Here is a 19,723-nt window from a genome sequence, read left to right on the forward strand (position 1 = left end):
AATAAAGCGTTGAGTACGTTTGCCAAGTTAACCCCCCAGACACGGCAAAATCTGGGGGTATTGTTTACAGCAGGGTTGTTGTTTTGGGCGAGTTTAGCCAGCCTTTTACCCACTCTGCCGTTGTATTTACAGTCGATCGGCGCACCGGACAATCAGCTTGGAATTGTCATGGGCGCATTTGCGATCGGCTTATTAATCTTTCGTCCCCAAGCTGGCAGAATGGCAGATCAGCAGGGACGCAAGATTGTCCTGCTGATTGGAATCGCGGTTGCAACACTGGCTCCAGTTTGTCATTTACTCACGCAGTCGATTCCGTTGTTAATGCTGGTTAGAGCCTTTCACGGGATTAGCATTGCCGCGCTGACAACGGCATATAGTTCGCTGGTCGTTGACCTCGCACCGGCTGAGAATCGGGGGGAACTGATCGGATATATGAGCTTAGTGAATCCGATCGGGATGGCATTAGGCCCAGCGCTGGGCGGGTATCTCCAAGAACTCACCACTTATGGCGCTGTGTTTGTGATGAGTTCACTGCTGGGCATGATGAGCCTGACTTGCGCCATGTTCGTTCATGCGCCGCCAGTCCAGCATCAACCGCAAAACTCTAAAACCCAAGGTGTATTTTGGCGATTGTTGCTCAGCGATCGTATCCGGGTTCCCACGATTACGATGTTGCTTGTGGGAATTGCATTTGGAGCAATTTCAACCTTTATTCCACTCCACATTAAGAGTGCTGGAGTGGAGCTAAACTCCGGATTGTTCTACACAGCCGGGGCGATTACTGGATTTCTGGCGCGGTTTGTGGCTGGAAAGGCAAGCGATCGCTATGGGCGGGGACGATTTATTACGATCGGGTTGCTTTGTTATACCGTTGCAATGCTCTTGTTGTGGCAAGCGAATTCTGCAAGCTTGTTTTTACTCTCAGCCGCAATACAAGGATTTGGCGGCGGAACAGTTCTGCCGATTATGATTGCGCTGGTTGCGGATCGCTGTCAGCCGTTTGAACGCGGACGGATTTTCGGTTTGTTCGTCGGTGGCTTTGATCTTGGAATTGCTTTAGCAGGCCCGATTTTAGGCAGTGTTTCTAGTGCGATCGGCTATCGGGGATTGTATGCGGTTTCGTCGATCGTCGTCTTCACGGCATTGATTGTGTTTATGACGCTGTCTAGTAAAAGCGTGGCGCATTCATTCCGGTTTGCTTTGGGATATGGCAAAGATCCCTATGCCATTCCCAAAGATCAGTTGTTGACGACTTAGAGCGATCGTTGCTCCGATTGAGAGGTTGCAATCGGATTGCCACAGTCATCGAGTGCTGCGCGAACGGGTTGAACGATCTGGACATTCAGCCGATGCAGCACTTGTTCGATGGGTAAAGCAAATCCCAGTCCTTCAATCCCTTTACTGGCGATCTTTTCAGTCACAATCCCAATCACTGCACCTTGGCGATTCATTAAAGGGCCGCCACTGTTGCCTGGATTGATCGCGGTATCTGTTTGAATTAAGCTGCGATCGCCATCGCGTCGAAATCCGCTCACAATGCCTTGAGTTACACTATTAGAAAGGGATAAAGGATTGCCGATCGCAATCACCGATTCTCCGACTCGCACTGCATTCGTCTGACAAAGTGGTAAGCCAGAAATTTCGGTCGATTCGCCGTCGAGTTGAACCAGTGCGGCATCAAGTTCAGAATCGCGCCGCAAAACTCGCCCGATGCGGGTACTGCCATCATACAGATCGACATTCACTGTAAATGCAGAACCCACGACATGATGATTCGTGATTACCAGTCCCGAAGAATCGATCACAAATCCACTTCCACGTCCGCTAGTTGTGCGAATTCTGACGATCGCGGGAACGCTACGTCCGGTTAATTGAGCGATCGAGAGCGGTTGGTTCGAGACGGCTAAGGCTGCCACTTCAAACCGGGATGGTGGTTGAACGATCGTCTCTACAGGAGTGGAGTTGAGTGCTGCTAAAAAGCCCGGTTCTTCAAGCAACTGTTTGATGCTGGCGCGAATGGCTTCATAGGTTGCGGCTGGATTATCAATGCCTTCTGCTTCGGCACTGCCGATAATTTCCTGACGGTACACCACTTTAGAGCGTTGGCGATCGAACAGTTCCCAGCGAATTGTGCGATCGTCTTTGGTCACACCGCCTTTGAACCAGGATTGATAGGAGTTGAGCCGTGCTTTGGTCAGGGTTCCACCAATCAGAAACCGTCCTGGTTCTGGATCGTGAGAGGCTTCTTCAAAAACTGAACTCGGCTGCGATCGCACGATATCCAATCCAGCTTGCACCAGTTCATCTTCGACTAAATAGCGGGCGGCTTCTTCCAGACGGTCATCGCGATCGCTGGAGGCGGTGTAGCGTTGCTGCACAATATTCAACCAGCCTTCGTGATGTCCACCAATGATGACACCGGGGAGAACGCCGGATCGAATTCGAGCGATTTCGATTTTGGCGTTGGGCTGTTGAGACGCGATCGGTTCACTCAGAATGGGAGTTTGCAGCGTCAGCCACCAAAATACACTTGCTAGCACAACGCTCCAAATCGGGGTTTGAATCATAGTGATATGAGGAGGTAGGGACGAGGTAGCTGAAACGCCCAAACCGCCGCGTTGCTAGGCGTTTCAGCATTAACCGGGTAGGGTTCGATGATTATACATTGATTTTTTAATTTGGTCTTAATCTATTTCCAAGGCAAGATGACAAGTGATCGAGAAACTCCGACATCGTCAATTTAAAAATTCAGAATAGCTTTCTAAGCCTCATTCAAAGTTTAGTAGTTTACATTAGTTCATTAACTTGAAGTGCTTACTCTGCCAGCGATTGAGTAATGCTTCCGCATAAAAATGTTTATCAAGAATCGTTTGAGTTGTCACCTAACTCTAGTAATGTTGCGAATATAGAGTTTGTTCCGCTATCTTCATTTTTAAATCGGAGTTGTGCTGACGTTGCTCGTTGCCAGACCCTGTGCTTTTGAGAGGTCAAACCGATGATCGAGAAGTTAGAAGATTGTCGTATCTTGCTTGTGGATGACGACCAGGATACAAGAATTCTATTAACCACAGTGCTTGAGATGGAAGGAGCGACTGTGTTCGCGGTCGGCTCGGCGACCGCTGCGTTAAATGCTTTAGAACAGTTCCAACCCGACCTGTTACTCAGTGATATTGTTATGCCTGTGATTGATGGATACAGCCTTTTGAAGCAGATTCGCAGCCAGACCCAGTGGAATTATCTTCCTGCGATCGCCTTTACTGCCCTAAGCGGGACTCACTATGAAGAACAATCCATCCGAGCAGGCTTTCAGGTGCATCTTGAAAAACCGATTGATTTCGAGCCACTGATTGAGGCGATTCAAGCTCTAGTCCCGATGAAAGATACAGTTTGTTCCATTCGCGCTTTTGATAGTGCGCTGAACCCAGCACGATTATCCCTCTGTGGGCTGCAACTGTCTGCTTGATGATTTCTAAGAGGGAGCCAGAAGAGCCTAATTTCCTCTCCTAACGCGACGGGTACTTCACCAATGTTTGCAGCGAATTCCGGTGCGGGTGGTGTTCGATCGTGACAGTGTTCGAGGATTTGAGCAGGCGATCACATCAGGGATGTCGGTAGAAGTGACGGTTGAGACGGCAAGTAATTGAAAAAGGGCGATCGTATGGGCGACCGCCCCTGTTTTATGTAGCTTCAGTTTCTTCTTTGACGCGATCAAGATGGACATCCAAAACGGTCATTTCCAGGCCGGCTCTCGGCACATTTCCCACACTAGAAATATAAGGATTGGGTTCGACTGATCCGGTACAAATTACCAGCGATCCTTTCTTCAGATAGGGCAGTGCTCGCCAAGCTGAAGATTTTTCCCAAATACTGAGCGATACAGTAAACGACTCTTCCCGATTGCGAGACTTGCGGACATAAAGCGCTGCATTTGCAACCTGTGCCTCTCTACCATCTTTTAGCGTTACCGTCTTTATTGTGGCATCGGCGGCGAGATTGCCGCTCACAATCCACTGATTGAGTCCCGCGCTCGACATAAAATTTCCTCTTTGTTGAGATTTAATTCAGAGTGCCCAGTGACCAGAGGTTAGACACAAAAAAGAGGCACGAGCGATCGTGCCTCCTGATGTTGTTTCAAGGGGGGTTACTCAACGCCTTCGATCCGATCTTCGACTTCTTGATAGAGTTCGCGCAGTCGATCGAGGTTCTCTTCGCTAGTTTCCCAATAGCCGCGACCGTTGGCTTCGAGCAAGGTCGTCACCATCTTGCGGAACGAGTTGGGATTGAGGTCGAGCAGACGCTTACACATTTCCTCGTCTTTGAAGAAGGTGGTGTTGGTGTCTTCGTAAACCCAGTTGTCTACTGCGTTTGCGGTAGCTGACCAGCCCATTGTGTTGACTAATCGCTTTGACAGTTCCCGAACTCCTTCGTATCCGTGGCTTAACATGCCCTCATACCATTTGGGATTAAGCATTTTGGTACGGGCATCGAGTCGTACCGTTTCAGAAAGGGTGCGGATCTGAGCATTGGCGGTAGTGGTGTCTGCCATGTAAGAAGCAGGCATTTTACCGTCATCGCGCAGCCGAGACACAATCTTAGTCGGGTCAGAATCGTAGTAGTGCGAGACATCGGTAAGCGAGATCTCAGAAGAATCAAGGTTTTGGAAGGTCATATCCGCAGTCTTCAGCGAAGCGCGGAACAACTGCTCGCTTTGTTCCATCATTCCAGGATTATCTGAGGAGAAGGCGAACCCTTTGCGCGAGAGGTACATATTTTGTAGTTCCTCTTCGTTTTCCCAGGTGCCATTCTCAACTGCTAAGTTGATGTTTGACGAGTACGAACCGGAAGCATTAGAGAACACGCGAGTTGCAGCTTGACGCAGGTTGATTCCGAGTTCGTCGGCTTGTTTCATCGCGTGTTTGCGAACGAAGTTCATCTCTAACGGTTCCTCGGCTTCGGCTGCCATTTTGACGGCTCGATCGAGCAATGCCATTTGGTTGATAAATAGGTCGCGGAACACACCAGAACAGTTAACCACGACATCGATCCGAGGTCTGCCCAACTCTTCGAGCGGAATTAGTTCAAGCTTGTTGATTCGTCCCAGTGAATCCGGCATCGGACGAACACCAACCATCCAGAGAATCTGTGCGAGAGATTCACCGTAGGTTTTGATGTTGTCGGTTCCCCAGAGAACGCAGGCGATCGTTTCAGGATAAGCGCCATTGTTTTCTGCACATTGACGAGCGATCAGACGATCGACCACAATTTTTGCCGACTTGACAGCCGCAGCAGTTGGAATTGATTGCGGATCAAGCGCGTGAATGTTCTTTCCGGTAGGTAAGACATCCGGATTCCGAATCGGGTCACCACCCGGCCCCGGCAGAATGTATTCCCCTTCGAGCGCGGTGAGCAATGCACCCAACTCATTATCTGCAACGACTTGCTTGAGGCAGAACTGCAAGAACTCGACCAACGGCTTCATCGCTTCTTGATCCACATTCGGGTAGCCCGCTTCTTGGAGTGCTTCGATCCAAGGCTCTTTCTTGCCGCCGAAGTTGAACAGATTGCTCAACATCGAAGTTCTAGAAACGCGACCGTCTTGATCGACTTGGGCTTTTACCATTGCAGTTACCGCCGCACGAGTCGCTTGATTGATGTCGTTTAACAGTTGCACATCATCGAGAACGCCTCGATCGCTGTTCTGGAAAATCTCATCAATGTCGCGGTTCAAGCTATTAGCAATGATCCGAGGCAAGCTCAGCATATTTTCTTCGGGTCGATCAAGGCTGGCAATGTTCACCAGCGTTGCGATCGCTTCATCGGCTGACGGCGGTTTACCAATCACGTGCAATCCACAGGGTAACAATCGCGATTCGATCTCCATCAGTTTGATGTAGACCTTACCAACGATCGTATCGCGCTCTTCTTGCGTCAGTTCACCAGCGTTATCCGGGAAGGTAATGTCTTTATCAAGGTTGCAAATCCGGGCTTTGTCCATGATCGTATCGACAATCTGAACACCTCGTCCGGAGTCCTTGAGCGTTTGATAAGAGCCGACTAATTCGCTGAGTTCTTTTAGACCTTTGTACAATCCAGCATTCTCAGCAGGCGGAGTCAGATAGCTGATGGTTTCGGCATACGATCGACGTTTGGCGATCGTGGCTTCCGATGGATTGTTCGCTGCATAGTAATACAGGTTGGGAATCGTACCGATCAAGCTATCGGGGTAGCATTCCTCAGACATGCCGATCTGCTTACCTGGCATAAATTCGAGCGATCCATGCGTTCCGAAGTGCAGCACTGCATCTGCTTTCCAGATTTTTTCTAGATAGGTGTAGTAAGCTGCGAATCCGTGGTGGGGACTTGCCGATCGCGAGAACAACAACCGCATCGGGTCGCCTTCATAACCAAAGGTCGGCTGAACTCCAATGAAGACATTGCCGAATGACTTTCCATACACCAATAGATTCTGTCCATCAGTGTTGAGATGTCCAGGAGCAGGACCCCAAGACGGAATCAATCGCTCATGATACGGAGTCAGTTCCTCGTACTCTGGCACCGACATTTTGTAGGCGATGTTGAGTTCTGGGCTGTTGTATTGTGCCCGTGCATCATGCAGCACTTCCAGCATCAACGCTTCAGCCGACTCCGGTAAATCCTGAACATCGTAGCCGTTTTGCTTCAGCGATTCCATCACTTTATGAATAGAGCCGAACACATCAAGGTAAGCGGCTGTTCCCACATTTCCTTTATCCGGCGGGAAGCTGAACACGGTGATGGCAACTCGCTTGTGCAGTTTCGGCTTGCGTCGTAAATTCGCCCACTTGAGAGCGCGTTGGGCGATCGCTTCGACGCGATCTTGCAGAGCGATCGCTTTTCCGGTTGCGCCATCTCGACCGGAAACAATGATGGGTTCGATCGCGCCATCAAGTTCTGGAAGCGCAATTTGCAGCGCCACTTGAATCGGGTGTAAACCGAGTTCGCTATCTTGCCATTCCTCAGTAGTTTGGAACACGAGCGGCAATGCCACCATGTACGGGCGATTCAGACGGCGCAAGGCTTCGATCGCTTTCGGGTGATCTTGACGAGCAGGACCTCCGACCAGGGCAAATCCGGTGAGCGACACCACGACATCGACGATCGAGCTTCCGGTAATCGGATCATAAAAGAACGCATCAACAGGCTTCGAGAAGTCCAAGCCCCCGGCAAACACCGGAATTACCCGCGCTCCCATCGATTCGATTTCTTGCACCATTGCCACATAGTGAGCATCGTCACCTGTGACTAAGTGCGTTCTTTGCAGCACTAAGCCAACGGTTGGAACGAGCGGATCGCGCATATCTTCTCGAATATCTTTGCGCGAGTTAAACCAGTTTAGGTACTCTTTGAGATCCTCGAACATGGTCGGAGCCATCGGATGCCAAATACCCAGATCCGGGTAAACTTGCGGATCTTGAACTGTACCGCCGATTTCACCCTTAAACACATACTTATCTGCCAACATCAGCAGGAAGTTTTCCAGGTTCTCAGCGTTGCCACCGAGCCAATACTGGAAGCTCAGCATAAAGTTGCGAGCATCTTGCGCCTTGTCCATCGGCAGATATTTCAGCACTTTCGGCAGCGTGTTTAAGAGCTTCAGCATTGCGTCTTGGAAGCCTGCGCCAGAGTTTTCCTTGCGCTTCTTCATAAACTGCGCGATCGCGCTCTTCGACTGCCCTAACTGTGCCATCGAGAAGCTGCCTAATTTGTTCAGGCGCATCACTTGTGGCATCGATGGGAACACCACTGCGGCATCTAAGCGATGGCGATGCGGCTCAACTGCGGCAACGACTTTTTCAGCCAAATCTTCAAGAAAGATCAGCGAAGCAATGAAAATGTTCGCTTCAGAAACATCTTTCTCAAAGGCTTCATAGTTCTCTGGGTTGCGGAGTTCCTCGATCAGATAGCCACTGATTTCGACCGCAATTTTCGGATGATTCGCGTTAATTGATCGGACGGCGGCGGAGAGCGCACTTTGATATTGTGGCTCTAACACGACATAGACCACCTTGAGTAAAGACCGTCCTGCCAGGTTCTCAGGAACAATGTGTCGAACGGTGGGCTTGACGTGAGTGAACATTCGCTCAGACTCCTTGTATGCGTGTTCTCTTGTTAAAACAACCAGCGAACGAAGCACCCAGTTCAGATCTGAACCTGAACCAAGCTAGAGAATGTAACGCTTTGTAAAGCGATCTTCTCGGCTTTGCGATCGCGATCGGGATTTCATCTACATTTGTGTTTTTACCAGAAAACGTATGCAGAAAGAGCATTCCGGCGCTTATCCGACACAAATTGATAAAAAACCTGCAATTTTTTGTTACTTACCGTTACAGAAATTTGAGAATCGTTTATTCTTTTGTTAATCTTTCTTCAAGATTCATTGTTACGAATCTTAATCTTTTACCTCTGAATCTTTCAGAATGACTTGTTGTACCCAATCTGGTAATCTCTCCGCTCGACCTAGAATCGACATTGAAAAGCCGACGACCATCAAGCTACTGACGATCGCGATGAGCGGGGAATGTTTGGCAATGCCGGAATCTCTCAGGATTCTGGCAATTGGGCGGCTTTGCCTGCGAAGCTGCTGACTTGATAATTTTTTCACCCGAAACGGGTCGCGGACATAATGACCGCTCAGACTGACGACGAGGCGCGATTGGCAATGCGGGCAGGTAAGCAAACCACCCACCGATTTAACGGAAGGCAGCCCACCGACGCGATGGCAAACCGGACAAGCATTAGAACCGCGATCAAAGGTATCAGCATTCATTGGACGCAGGAAAGCAGCAGGACAACAGGGTGAAGGTTGCTAAAGGCGCTTTTCTTAAATAGGGCAATGTGAGCTAGGGCAGATCCTATTCAGGTTTGAATAATGGAGCGTATGAGATTTTGAACTAGATTGTGAACTAATGTAGTTATAACCAGTCTACCCGCCATTGATAAGAGCGACAGAAATTGTTCGGCAAGATCGCTGAAACTTGATACTTCCCTCATTCTTCCGAATCATTCTGCTTAGAAACGAGCGCAATCTGCTCCAAGCGCTTCACTACAACCAGGGTCATCAGAGTGAGCAGGGTCCCCAGGACGGTAAGCTGCCAAAGTCCTGCTCCAGCCGTGATGCCCAAAGCGGCTGTAACCCAAATTGAGGCAGCAGAGGTTAAGCCCTTGACTTCCTGACTATTTCTGTTGGGGCGCGATCGGTGCAAAATTTCTCCGGCTCCCAAAAATCCAACACCCGTCGCTACACCTTGAATTGTGCGGCTTAAGCCATCGGCTGAACCGCTCACCTCGATCGGGACGAGAATAAACAAAGCAGATCCCAAGCTGACGAGCATATGGGTTCTGAGTCCCCCTGCTTTGTGGCGCTGCTGACGCTCCCAGCCGATCGCGCCGCCTGCAACGATCGCGCTCCCTAACCGAAATAGCAATCCGCCCCAGTTGTGAATATCGATCGAATAATTTGCCATAATCTGTAAACATTTACCATCACAAAACATCAATGCGAGAAACCCAGAACAATTCTCGTAGCCTCTTATTTCTTTTGATAACAACCCAATGATTTGATCGTATCTAGAATATTTTTTTGGTTATAGAAATCATTACCAAATTTAACTCGATGACCTAGGGAACTCCACCCACAGAACGGGTAGCTTGCCCATAGCGAAGATCAGGTTGCTCTCTTATCGTTTAAATAGGGCTGTGAGTGAAAACCAAAACACAGTAACGCCTCTATTCCAATTACGGTTAAAAGTCATGCCTGAATGTCCTTGTTGCTCTGAAAAGCTTTTACGTCACGTTCGTCATGGCAAATTGTACTGGTTCTGCACTCATTGTTGGCAAGAGATGCCAAATCTAGAAGCGCTTGTTTATCAAGCTGCGGTCGTACCCAAAGAAAGAGTTGCTAGAAAAGACGCTGTACTAACCTGATGGTATTTAGCTAGATTCGGGAGTACGATATGGCGCTGGGAATGATGGTAGACGGCACGTGGACAACCGATTGGAATGAACGCGATAAAAGCGGGAAATTCAATCGAACTCCCACAAAGTTTCGCGATCGCATCACTGCTGATGGCAAAAGCGGCTTTCAAGCTGCGCCTGATAAATATCACCTTTATATCTCACTTGCTTGTCCTTGGGCGCATCGCACGCTAATTATGCGATCGCTCAAAGGGCTAGAATCTGCGATTGGGTTGTCGATTGTGGATGCAGTATTAAGCGATAAAGGCTGGTATTTCTCAAACAATCCTGGCGCAATTCTCGATTCTGTGAATCACACCGAATATCTGCAAGAAATCTATCTGAAAGCAGATGAAAAGTATACGGGACGAATTACCGTTCCGGTGCTTTGGGATAAAGAGAAACAAACGATCGTGAATAACGAATCTCGCGAAATTATTCGGATGCTTGACACTGAATTTAACGAGTTCGCAACGCAAGAAATCGATCTTTATCCGCAGGCTTTACGGCAGCGAATTGATGACGTGATCGACAAGATTTATACGCCAATTAACAATGGGGTTTATCGATCGGGATTTGCCACTACTCAAGAAGCTTATGAAGAAGCAGTTAAAGAGCTTTTTCAGAATCTAGATCATTGGGAAACGGTGTTATCAGAGCAGCGGTATTTATGCGGCAATCAACTTACAGAAGCGGATGTTTGTATGTTTACAACGCTGCTGCGATTTGATTCAGTGTATTACAGCCATTTCAAGTGTAATGTGCGTCGAATTGTTGATTATCCGAATCTGTGGAACTACCTGAAAGATCTCTATCAGCATCCGCAGATTAAGCCAACCTGCAATCTCGACCACATTAAGCGGCACTACTACATGAGCCAAACGCAGATCAATCCGACTCGGATTGTGCCGATCGGCCCTGAGATTGATTTCGACGCGCCACACGATCGTCACCGCTTTCACTAATCAAACCAACCCATTTCTTGATCTGAAACTTTGGGCGACGCAGGATCAGTTGGGAAAACTGGGTGTGCTAAAGCGGCAGCTTGACGCTTTCTCAGAATGTCTTGATGACTTCTGAAGTCTGTATCGTTGGCTGGCGCTTTGGGCGCTAATTTCGATTCTGGTTTCGGCTGCTTTTCTTGAAGCTTCTGACTTTCTTCGATTAGTTTCTGATTAGACTCTGCGAGTTGCAATGCAGTTTGTTGAGCCTGTGCAAGCTCTGCACGAAGCTGCTCAGCTTTGTCAGCGTTTGTTTGAAGCTGTTTGTTCTCTTCAATTAATTTTTGGTTGGCATCCGCGAGTTTCAGCGCGTCTTTTTGGGCTTTGGTAAGCTCGGCTTGAAGGTGAGCCGCTTTTTCAGTTTGCGATCGAGAATCTTGATGTTCTGCAATCAATTTTTGGTTAGCTTCTGCAAGTTTCAGCGCATCTTTTTGGGCTTGTTCAAGCTCTGCTTGCAGATGAGATGCTTTTTCAGCAGCAGTTTTCTCCGCCTGCTTGAGCTTATTTTGCAACTGCGTCACTTCTTGAGTGTGGTGCTGATTCTCCACTGTTAGCTTTTTATTTTCTTCAGCTAGTTTCAGTGCGGTTTGCTGAGCTTCTTTGAGATCAGATTGAGCTTGATTCGCTTTTTCGAGATTAACTTCGAGCGTTTGGGCGATCGCCGTTTGCTCCTTGATTTGAGTTTGCAACTGTTCGATCGTGTGTTGCAGTTTTTTCTCGTTTTGTTGCGTTTGTTCTAGCTCATGCTTCAGGTCTTCGATTTTTTCGAGCAGTTCTGCATTGTTAGAAGGACTAGCTTCTGGTGCGATCGTCGGAGTTTTGCCGTTTTGAATGGGTGTTTTTCGCTGCCGTTGCGTTGCCATTGTTCGTTCTCTTAGTTGCTATCTTCAACCCTACACCCGATTCAAGATTGCTTAAACCGATGTTGATGAATCTTTGCTTGAGAGCTTTTGTAGGAAGTGAGTACAGCCCATCGGCAAATCAAAGATATGCAGTTGAAAATGGCGGGAAAGTTCTTCGCACACTCTAATACCACGTACACTATTTCCGTGAACATCGAGCAATGGCGAAAAGACAGCAATGCCAACCTGATTGGGAACGACTGCGATAATACCTCCGGAAACGCCACTTTTTGCCGGAAGCCCAACTTTATAAGCCCATTCGCCCGCAAAATTGTACATTCCGCAGGTGTACATCACAGATAAGATATCGCGAATATATTCGGTAGTCACTGCGCGATCGCCAGTCGTCGGATTAATTCCTTTGTTTGCTAATGTTGCTGCCATCACTGCTAGATCATGGCAGTTTACTAAAATTGCACACTGTTGAAAGTAAAGATCCAATGTTTCATCGATCTTTTCATCAATCATGCCAAAGTGATACATTAAATGCGCTAAGGCACGATTTCGATGTCCGGTTGTGCGCTCAGACATGAATACAGAAATATCGATAAAAACATCACGTCCGGTATATTTCTGAAACATTTCTAACAATCGATTTACTCGCTCGGTGGCAGTGCATCCTTGAATCAAACTTGTGGTTGCGATCGCGCCTGCATTCACCATCGGGTTATCTGGACGCTTGGAGTTTTCATCGAGCCGAATAATCGAATTAAACGGATCGCCCGTTGGCTCGACTCCGACTTTTCTCAGTAAAGTGTCACGCCCGCGATCTTCCAGTGCCATACCGTAGGCAAAGACTTTTGAAATCGATTGAATCGTAAACAGTTGGCTTGAATCTCCAACTTCAAATACTTGCCCATCAACAGTAACAACGCAAATACTAAACCAATCTGGATCGGCTTTCGCAAGCTCCGGAATATAGGTCGCAACTTCGCCGTCTTTGAGATTGCGATACTTTAGATATAGTTCTTCGAGGAAGCCTTGGAACGGATGAGACATTGATTTAACCGACGCAGCAAACAGATAGTATCGCTATTTTCCTAATATGTTTCAAACGACGCGACGACGATTAGCACTTTGGTACACAACGGTAACAGCAGTATTGCTGTTTGTATTTGCGAGTGGATTCTATTTCTATGTCCGATCGACGCTAATCGAGCGGATTGACGATACGTTAAATCACGTTGCCGAAGTGGTGCAGCGATCGCTGGTCATTCAAGCGGTGGGCGATCAAGTCAGCGTTAATGTCGAAGCCAGTTTTCGTGATAATTCGATTTCACTCGAAGATGATCACATTGATCTCGAATGGTTTGATCCGAATGGAAAGCAGCTTTGGTCAACCTTTGCCGACCCGCTTTCTGTGCCGTTACATCTTAATCATGATGGTGAAACCGTTCATGCTTCAGAGACACAGCTTTTACGGCAAGTCACAGAGCGCGTTCAGATTGGGCAGCGAGTATTGGGATATTTGCGCGTGAGCCATCCCTGGTTTGAGGTGACAAAGCCAACTCGTCAGCTATTTCGTGATTTAAGTATTGGAACAGCAACGATGATCGGGATTGTTGCCGCGATCGGTTGGTTTCTTTCCGGCATTGCTATGCAGCCGATTCGTGAATCTTATCAGCGCTTAAAACAATTTACAGCAGATGCCTCCCATGAACTGAGAAACCCGATCGCAATCATTCAAACAAACGTACAAGTTGCACTTTCTGATCCAGATCCAGAGCCACAAACGCAACAGCAACATTTACAAGTGATTGAACGCTTGACTCGACGCTTAGGAAAACTAGTCGATGATTTGCTTTTTCTTGCTCGGCAAGATAGCGGCATGGTTCAACCGCAGCGTAGCACGATCGAACTTGATGAATTGCTCGATGAAGTGTTGGAAGAACAAGGAATGACAGCAGCAGAAAAAGAAATTTTACTCTCATACAAAGTTGATCGCAGCCTAGAATATTGGCTGCAAGGCGATCGCGATCAGTTATCAAGATTATTCACAAATTTAATCAGCAACGCAATTAAATACACTCCAGAGAACCGAGAAATCATAGTAGAACTAGCGCAGTTGAAATCTGGATTACAAACGAAAGTGATTGATACTGGAATCGGAATTCCAGAAGATGCGATCGTGCATTTATTCGATCGCTTTTATCGCGTTGATCCAGCCCGCACAAAGGCAACAGGCGGATCAGGATTGGGATTAGCGATCGCGCAAGCGATTGTCGAAAATCACAACGGACAGATTCAGATTGAAAGTCAGGTCAATCAAGGCACGATCGTTACTGTGACGCTGCCGCAATCTCAGATAGAATTAGCATAATCTCTTGTGCTTGCTTTTTATGTCTACGATCGCTCAGAGAATCATTCGTCGATCGTCCGATGAAGTTCCTGTCTGGCAGATTGCCACATGGAACGATTATCTAGCTTGTTGTAAAACCGCCGAAATCGAGCAACCAGAGCATTTCAAGATCTATTTCAATCAAGGCTATCTGTATATTGATATGGGTTGGGAGGGCATTGATCACGCTAGAGTGCGAGAACTGATTACGATGCTGATTGCTTTTTGGTTTAGTCAACATCCCGAACAATCCTTTGACTGTCTCGGAGGCTGTGTTCTCGAAAAGCCGAATCAACGTGCTGCTTCTCCGGATCAGGTTTTGTATCTTGGAAGCAATTCTCCCCGTTGGCAAGAAGGTGAACCTCGACGCATTAACTTACGTCAATGGCACGTTCCGAATTTAGTCTGTGAAGTGGCGGATACAACTCTAGCAACTGATCTCGATGAGAAAAAACAGATTTATGCAGCGCTAGAAATTCTAGAGTATTGGGTGATTGATGTTTCCGGGGCAAGAGTGGTCGCGTTTGCACTACAAGCAGACGGCAGATATCAACAGTGCGAAAGTTCGATCGCACTGCAAGGATTATCAATCCGGTTGATCGAGCAAACATTATCTCGGTTAGCCTACGAGACAAATGGAACGGCTGCTTTGTGGTTTGTGCAACAAATCTCAAATCGCTAAGAGTTCTGCTTCTGGTTCTTCTTGCCAACTCGATCGAGACAATCGCTCGATCGCCTGATTCAACAATTCCAAACCTTGATTCACATTCTCGATTACGCTTAACTGTCCGCGCAGTTCTGCCGCTCCTGCAAAGCCTTTCGAGTACCAAGTCATGTGTTTTCTGGCTTGGCGCACACCGCGATCGCCCTTGTATTCCCAGAGCATTTGTAAGTGATCGCGGGCGCATTCTAATCGCTCGATCGGCGTGGGTTTAATTTTCTCGGTTCCAGTCTTGAGAAAGTAATCAATTTCGCCGACCAAGAACGGATATCCCAACGTTCCCCGCGAACACATCACACCGTCCGCTTGGGTGAATTCTAAGCACTTGACAGCCGCTTCAACCGAGAAGATATCGCCGTTAGCAATCACCGGAATCGAGAGAATTTCTTTGACCTTCGCGATCCATTCCCACTTTGCAGCACCGTTGTATCCCTGAGCGCGGGTGCGTCCGTGAACCGTGATCATTTTGGCTCCCGCATCTTCCATGCGCTTAGCAAAGTCAAGAATATTGATTTCCTTTTCTGTCCAACCGATGCGGGTTTTGACCGTAACCGGAACATCGACCGCTCGGACGACCGATCGCACAATTTCTTCTGCCAGTTCTGGCTGACGCAACAGCGATGAACCGCCCCCATTTTTGGTGATCTTATTCACCGGACAGCCCATGTTGAGATCGACTGTATCTGCACCTTCACCAACTGCTTTTTGCGCTGCTTCTGCCAAAAAATCAGGACGACAATCAAAGAGTTGAATGCTGATCGGACGTTCGTTTGGATCAACTTCCATTAAAATTGGTAGCTCTTTGACATAGTGCAGACCTGTTGCATTTACCATTTCCGTATACATCATCGAATCGGGCGCGTGACGACGCACTAATCGACGAAATACTAAATCCGTCACACCCGATAGCGGCGATTGCAACACGCGGCTTTTGACCTCGAATTCTCCAATCTTCAGAGGTTGAGCAAGGCGGGTTTGCAGGTCGGAGGAAAGAGTCAACATAGCCAGCACAAGCGATCGTATTCGACGTTTTCCAGCATAGACGATCCTGCCAGAGTTCGGCTGAAATGCTTCAGCTTCCGAGAATGATTAGTGTTTATATCCGGCTTCGTGTTCACGCAAAGGTCTTCTTAATGCTTCTGCAACAAGATTGATCGATCGTTTATCCGTCACCATCCAAGCATGAAGCGGTACGGGGATTTGGATCGATTCACCCACCGGTAACACTGAACTATTTGCAGGCACAATAATTCCATCAAACGGTGTCCAAATTGAGGTGAAATTGATGCGATCGAGCATCTTCACATCGCAATTCAAATCATTAATAAATTCGCTGTTTGGACGCATTTGCGAACAACCCGGACGTTGCGACAAATAAGCTGCGATCGTGCCATTGTGCGGCGCAGAAATGCTGACAAAGCGCTGTACTCGATCAATGCCCCCTAAGCGCTGAACATAATAGCGACTCACCAATCCGCCCATACTGAATCCAACTAAATCGATCGGCTGATTTGCAGGTAAGTTCGCTTCGATAAACTCCGACAATTGTTGCGCGAGTCGATCGAGTTCACAATCTCCATTTGCCGGAAGCAAATCTAATCCATAAGTCCTCCAACCTTGACGCTCAAGCGCTTGAGTCATCGTGTTAAACAGCGCAAAGGTATCAGTAATGCCATGAACTAAGACAACTGGATTGAGTGTCATTGTCAATCGAGAAACGTATTTCTTCTACGCTACTATTTTCGGTTGCAGTTAGTGTGATGAAATAGACAGCCGCGCAAATGTCCTATTCGGGCGCTTCTTCTGGCGATCGTTCTGTGTCATTCCGGCGTTTGGATTTTGGAATTGACTCTGGATCGCGCACACTTGGCGGCTCTTTTAGGATTGCAATCAATGCCGAAACTCCAGCTTGTAAATTTGTGCTACTCAGCACGTCAACGACTGCGGCAGCAGCAACCTCTTCGATTAAAGCAATGGTTTCAGCTTTCATCTGGTTTTCGAGTTCACTCCGAAACAGTTGAGCGATCTCCTGCTGTCCTACTTCAATTAGAAAACATTCTGCGGGTGTCGAGATTTGTTCTAGAACGATCGCGAGTTTCTCATCAAAGAATTGACAGGTGACTTTTTCTGGACGCTGGCCGGTTCGCTCTCGATAAAGTGCTTGTAGTTTTTGTCCAATCGTGCGCTCAATCTGTCCACGGGTTGGATTGTCGTTTGTCATGTTGAATCAAATATCTCAATCTCAATCGAAATTGAGCAGACAAGTATAAAGTTACATTTAACCTAGACTTAAGGTAGGAAGTTTAAGTAATTTTCTCCTCTATCAATAGAAAGGATTTAAGAGAAGAATGTCCGCTGTTCCTGAAATTTCTCAGAGTGTCTTATGTCAATTCTCAAAACGATTCTAATCTCCAGTGGATTGCTTGTTTTTTTGCCTGGAGTGCTATCTGTTCAGGCAGCTCCACTGCAGATTGCACAAGCGGCTAAACCGTCTGCTGAGTCTAAAGTCAATCAAGGCTTAGCGCTAATTCAGCAAGGCAAACTGAATGACGCGATCGCTGCCTTTCGTCAAGCCACGCGCCTCAATCCTAACCTTGCTGCGGCTCACTATAATCTCGGTCTTGCCCTCAGACAAGCGGGACAGCTACAGCCCTCTGCGGATGCTTTTTATCAAGCGCTCAGAGCCGATCCAAATTTTGCGATGGCTTATGCAAATTTAGGAGCGGCGCTGCTTGAGGGCAATAACATCAAGCAAGCACGAGACTATTTGACCAAAGCAGTCCAACTTGATCCAAGTTCTGGCGTGGCGCAATACAATCTCGGTTTAGTGCTGACGCAGGAAAAGAACTATGCAGGCGCAGCGCAAGCCTTTCAAAAAGCAGCAAACTTAAGTCCGAATGCACCGGAGCCTTTATTTCAGCTAGGGCAAGCTTATCAGCAGCAGGGAAAAGCCCAGAACGCGATCGCCGCCTTTCAGCAAGCGATTCAGCGCAATCCTAACTATGTCGAGGCGCACTACAGTTTAGGCTTAGTGTTTTACTATCAGAACACTCTCGATCGAGCATTAGATGCCTTTCGTCAAGCCACGAAAATTAATTCCAAGTTTGCGAACGGCTATTATGCCGCAGGTCTAGCCTTTGTGCGGCAGGGCAAAACATCAGATGCAGAACGAGTCTTGCGGTATGCAAAAGATCTGTTTGTGGCTCAGGGCAATGCAGCGTGGGCAAAGAAAACAGAACAGCAGCTACAGCAGCTTGAGCGGCTTGGACGCGGGCAACTGCGAAACCGAGTCAACTAATGCGAAATCATGACGATTTGCCAATGGGACGAAAAGGAGATAGACCCGAATCCATTAGAATGAGTCCGAATCTGCAATGATCTGACCTTCTATTCGACCGCAATTTTGGCGAGCGTTGGCATTATCGTCGCAACCTTCATGCTGAAGCGTCCTTCTACTGCATCTGTGCCGGAAGAGATGCCACAAAGCTAGATCTCAAGCTGATTTGAATGCGGTAGGTTTTTATCGATTGCGTCTGCTCGTAATTCATAAAAATCTGCCGCATTCTTTGTTGTGGTTTAGGCGATCGCAAACTGCGGACATTCTACACCGTACATTTTTCGTCCGACTGCTTCGGCAACAGGCTTGATGCTGCGAACCAATTGCATCATTGTTTCTATCGACAGCGCTTGCTGAGCATCCGACACGGACTGATCCGGCTCAGGATGACACTCGATAATCAATCCATCCGCTCCACAAGCGATCGCCGCTCTCGACAAGTCCGCAATCAATTCCCGCCGTCCCGCTGCATGACTCGGATCAACAATCACAGGCAGGTGTGTAAGCTGTTTCAGGGCTGCAACCGCACCTAAATCGAGAACATTGCGCGTGTAGCTATCGAAGCTGCGAATACCCCGCTCACAGAGCACTACATTGGGATTACCGTGGCTCATCACATATTCGGCTGCCATGATGAATTCTTCGATCGTCGCTGCCAGTCCGCGCTTCAGTAGGATTGGTTTCCTTGCCTGTCCCAAAGCTTTGAGCAGATCGAAATTCTGCATATTGCGACTTCCAACTTGCAGCATATCTGCATATGCTGAAATTTCTTCAATCTGTGAAATGGCCATCACTTCGGTGATGACAGGCAGATCATAACGCTGGCGCACCGTTGCAAGAATTTCTAACCCTTCTAAACCAGCCCCCTGAAAAGCGTAAGGGGAAGTGCGTGGTTTGTACACACCTCCCCTTAATGCTTGAATCGGAGCCGATTTGAGTTCGCGGGCGATCGTTTCCATTTGCGTCAGACTTTCGACTGCACAAGGGCCGCCAATAATCACGACTTCCTCACCGCCGATCGACACCTCCTTAGATAAAGAAACAATTGATCGCTGATCAGGGGTGGCTTTGCGGACTAATCTTGCATCTTTCATGGACTGAAACTCCTGTGGATGGAATGAACTTCAACAAAAAACCCGGAGCCTTCTGGGTTCCGGGTTGGCAATTGCAAATGCAAAAAACTCACCCAGAACGCCTTTGGGTAAAAAAATAAAAACCGTAAAGCCAGGAAGTGAGGTGAGTCATTGCAATCAGAAATTGAGGACATTAAAAAAGCCGCAGATCTTAATTCTGCGGCTCACCAGACGGACACATGAGGATTTACCTCGCCGGGTGAGCCGCCGATCGCCAAAAAAAGTAAAAGTAGGAAACGCTGTAACGCATTTGCTGATTTGGCTATAAAGTTCGATACTTTGAACCGTAACAGAGAAA

17 protein-coding genes are annotated in these 19,723 nt (G+C 47.8%); 6 read left to right on the forward strand and 11 right to left on the reverse strand.

Annotated elements, in window-relative coordinates:
- Nucleotides 1-9: 9 nt before the first annotated feature.
- A complete protein-coding gene (locus NC980_RS08605) occupies nt 10-1,257 on the forward strand; it encodes an MFS transporter (RefSeq protein ID WP_190375442.1) in 1,248 nt (415 codons plus the stop codon).
- Here the strand turns inward: NC980_RS08605 and NC980_RS08610 are convergent.
- Complete coding sequence (locus tag NC980_RS08610; RefSeq protein WP_190375443.1) at nt 1,254-2,567, reverse strand: trypsin-like peptidase domain-containing protein; 1,314 nt, start codon at nt 2,565-2,567, stop codon at nt 1,254-1,256. The two genes, NC980_RS08605 and NC980_RS08610, sit on opposite strands and share 4 nt — an antisense overlap.
- Nucleotides 2,568-2,995: 428 nt before the next feature.
- Between NC980_RS08610 and NC980_RS08615 the strand changes: the two genes are divergently transcribed.
- On the forward strand, nt 2,996-3,463 hold the full coding sequence (locus NC980_RS08615; protein ID WP_190375444.1) for a response regulator: 468 nt from the start codon (nt 2,996-2,998) through the stop codon (nt 3,461-3,463).
- A 214-nt stretch (nt 3,464-3,677) separates the two neighbouring features.
- On the opposite strand, the gene NC980_RS08620 is transcribed toward NC980_RS08615, so the two are convergent.
- From NC980_RS08620 to NC980_RS08635, 4 genes are all read right to left on the reverse strand, one after another.
- Nucleotides 3,678-4,034 carry a single-stranded DNA-binding protein gene (locus NC980_RS08620; RefSeq protein ID WP_190375445.1) on the reverse strand — a complete coding sequence of 119 codons (357 nt, stop codon included), beginning with the start codon at nt 4,032-4,034 and terminating at the stop codon, nt 3,678-3,680.
- Between the two features lie 107 nt (nt 4,035-4,141).
- Complete coding sequence (locus NC980_RS08625; protein WP_190375446.1) at nt 4,142-8,116, reverse strand: magnesium chelatase subunit H; 3,975 nt, start codon at nt 8,114-8,116, stop codon at nt 4,142-4,144.
- A 312-nt stretch (nt 8,117-8,428) separates the two neighbouring features.
- Nucleotides 8,429-8,806, reverse strand: coding sequence for a hypothetical protein (locus NC980_RS08630; protein ID WP_190375447.1), 378 nt, complete (start codon nt 8,804-8,806; stop codon nt 8,429-8,431).
- Nucleotides 8,807-9,026: 220 nt separating this feature from the next.
- Nucleotides 9,027-9,503, reverse strand: coding sequence for an MgtC/SapB family protein (locus NC980_RS08635; RefSeq protein WP_190375448.1), 477 nt, complete (start codon nt 9,501-9,503; stop codon nt 9,027-9,029).
- Nucleotides 9,504-9,992: 489 nt separating this feature from the next.
- On the opposite strand from NC980_RS08635, the gene NC980_RS08640 reads away from it, so the two are divergent.
- Entirely contained in the window at nt 9,993-10,958 is a 966-nt protein-coding gene (locus NC980_RS08640) for a glutathione S-transferase family protein (protein WP_277881306.1), read from the forward strand.
- Here the strand turns inward: NC980_RS08640 and NC980_RS08645 are convergent.
- Complete coding sequence (locus NC980_RS08645) at nt 10,955-11,857, reverse strand: hypothetical protein (RefSeq protein WP_190375449.1); 903 nt, start codon at nt 11,855-11,857, stop codon at nt 10,955-10,957. The two genes, NC980_RS08640 and NC980_RS08645, sit on opposite strands and share 4 nt — an antisense overlap.
- 51 nt (nt 11,858-11,908) lie before the next feature.
- Nucleotides 11,909-12,895, reverse strand: a complete 987-nt coding sequence (gene glsA, locus NC980_RS08650; protein WP_190375450.1) for a glutaminase A — start codon at nt 12,893-12,895, stop codon at nt 11,909-11,911.
- 46 nt (nt 12,896-12,941) lie between these two features.
- Here glsA and NC980_RS08655 point away from each other — a divergent pair, with 46 nt between their 5' ends.
- Nucleotides 12,942-14,216 carry an ATP-binding protein gene (locus NC980_RS08655; RefSeq protein ID WP_190375451.1) on the forward strand — a complete coding sequence of 425 codons (1,275 nt, stop codon included), beginning with the start codon at nt 12,942-12,944 and terminating at the stop codon, nt 14,214-14,216.
- Nucleotides 14,217-14,235: 19 nt separating this feature from the next.
- Entirely contained in the window at nt 14,236-14,916 is a 681-nt protein-coding gene (locus NC980_RS08660; protein ID WP_190375452.1) for a Uma2 family endonuclease, read from the forward strand.
- Here the strand turns inward: NC980_RS08660 and dusB are convergent.
- The 3 genes from dusB to NC980_RS08675 form a co-directional block, all read right to left on the reverse strand.
- Nucleotides 14,905-15,957: a tRNA dihydrouridine synthase DusB gene (dusB, locus tag NC980_RS08665; RefSeq protein WP_190375453.1), complete on the reverse strand. Its 1,053-nt coding sequence runs from the start codon at nt 15,955-15,957 to the stop codon at nt 14,905-14,907. The two genes, NC980_RS08660 and dusB, sit on opposite strands and share 12 nt — an antisense overlap.
- Nucleotides 15,958-16,044: 87 nt before the next feature.
- Nucleotides 16,045-16,659, reverse strand: coding sequence for a triacylglycerol lipase (locus NC980_RS08670; protein WP_190375454.1), 615 nt, complete (start codon nt 16,657-16,659; stop codon nt 16,045-16,047).
- Nucleotides 16,660-16,741: 82 nt separating this feature from the next.
- Nucleotides 16,742-17,176, reverse strand: a complete 435-nt coding sequence (locus NC980_RS08675; protein ID WP_190375455.1) for a DUF2294 domain-containing protein — start codon at nt 17,174-17,176, stop codon at nt 16,742-16,744.
- A 162-nt stretch (nt 17,177-17,338) separates the two neighbouring features.
- Here NC980_RS08675 and NC980_RS08680 point away from each other — a divergent pair, with 162 nt between their 5' ends.
- Complete coding sequence (locus NC980_RS08680; RefSeq protein WP_190375456.1) at nt 17,339-18,253, forward strand: tetratricopeptide repeat protein; 915 nt, start codon at nt 17,339-17,341, stop codon at nt 18,251-18,253.
- A gap of 278 nt (nt 18,254-18,531) precedes the next feature.
- Here the strand turns inward: NC980_RS08680 and aroF are convergent, their stop codons facing one another.
- Entirely contained in the window at nt 18,532-19,386 is an 855-nt protein-coding gene (aroF, locus tag NC980_RS08685) for a 3-deoxy-7-phosphoheptulonate synthase (protein ID WP_190375457.1), read from the reverse strand.
- Nucleotides 19,387-19,723 lie beyond the last annotated feature (337 nt).

This window comes from Leptolyngbya sp. AS-A5 (genome assembly GCF_039962495.1).
In the GTDB taxonomy this organism is placed as follows: domain Bacteria; phylum Cyanobacteriota; class Cyanobacteriia; order Leptolyngbyales; family Leptolyngbyaceae; genus Leptolyngbya.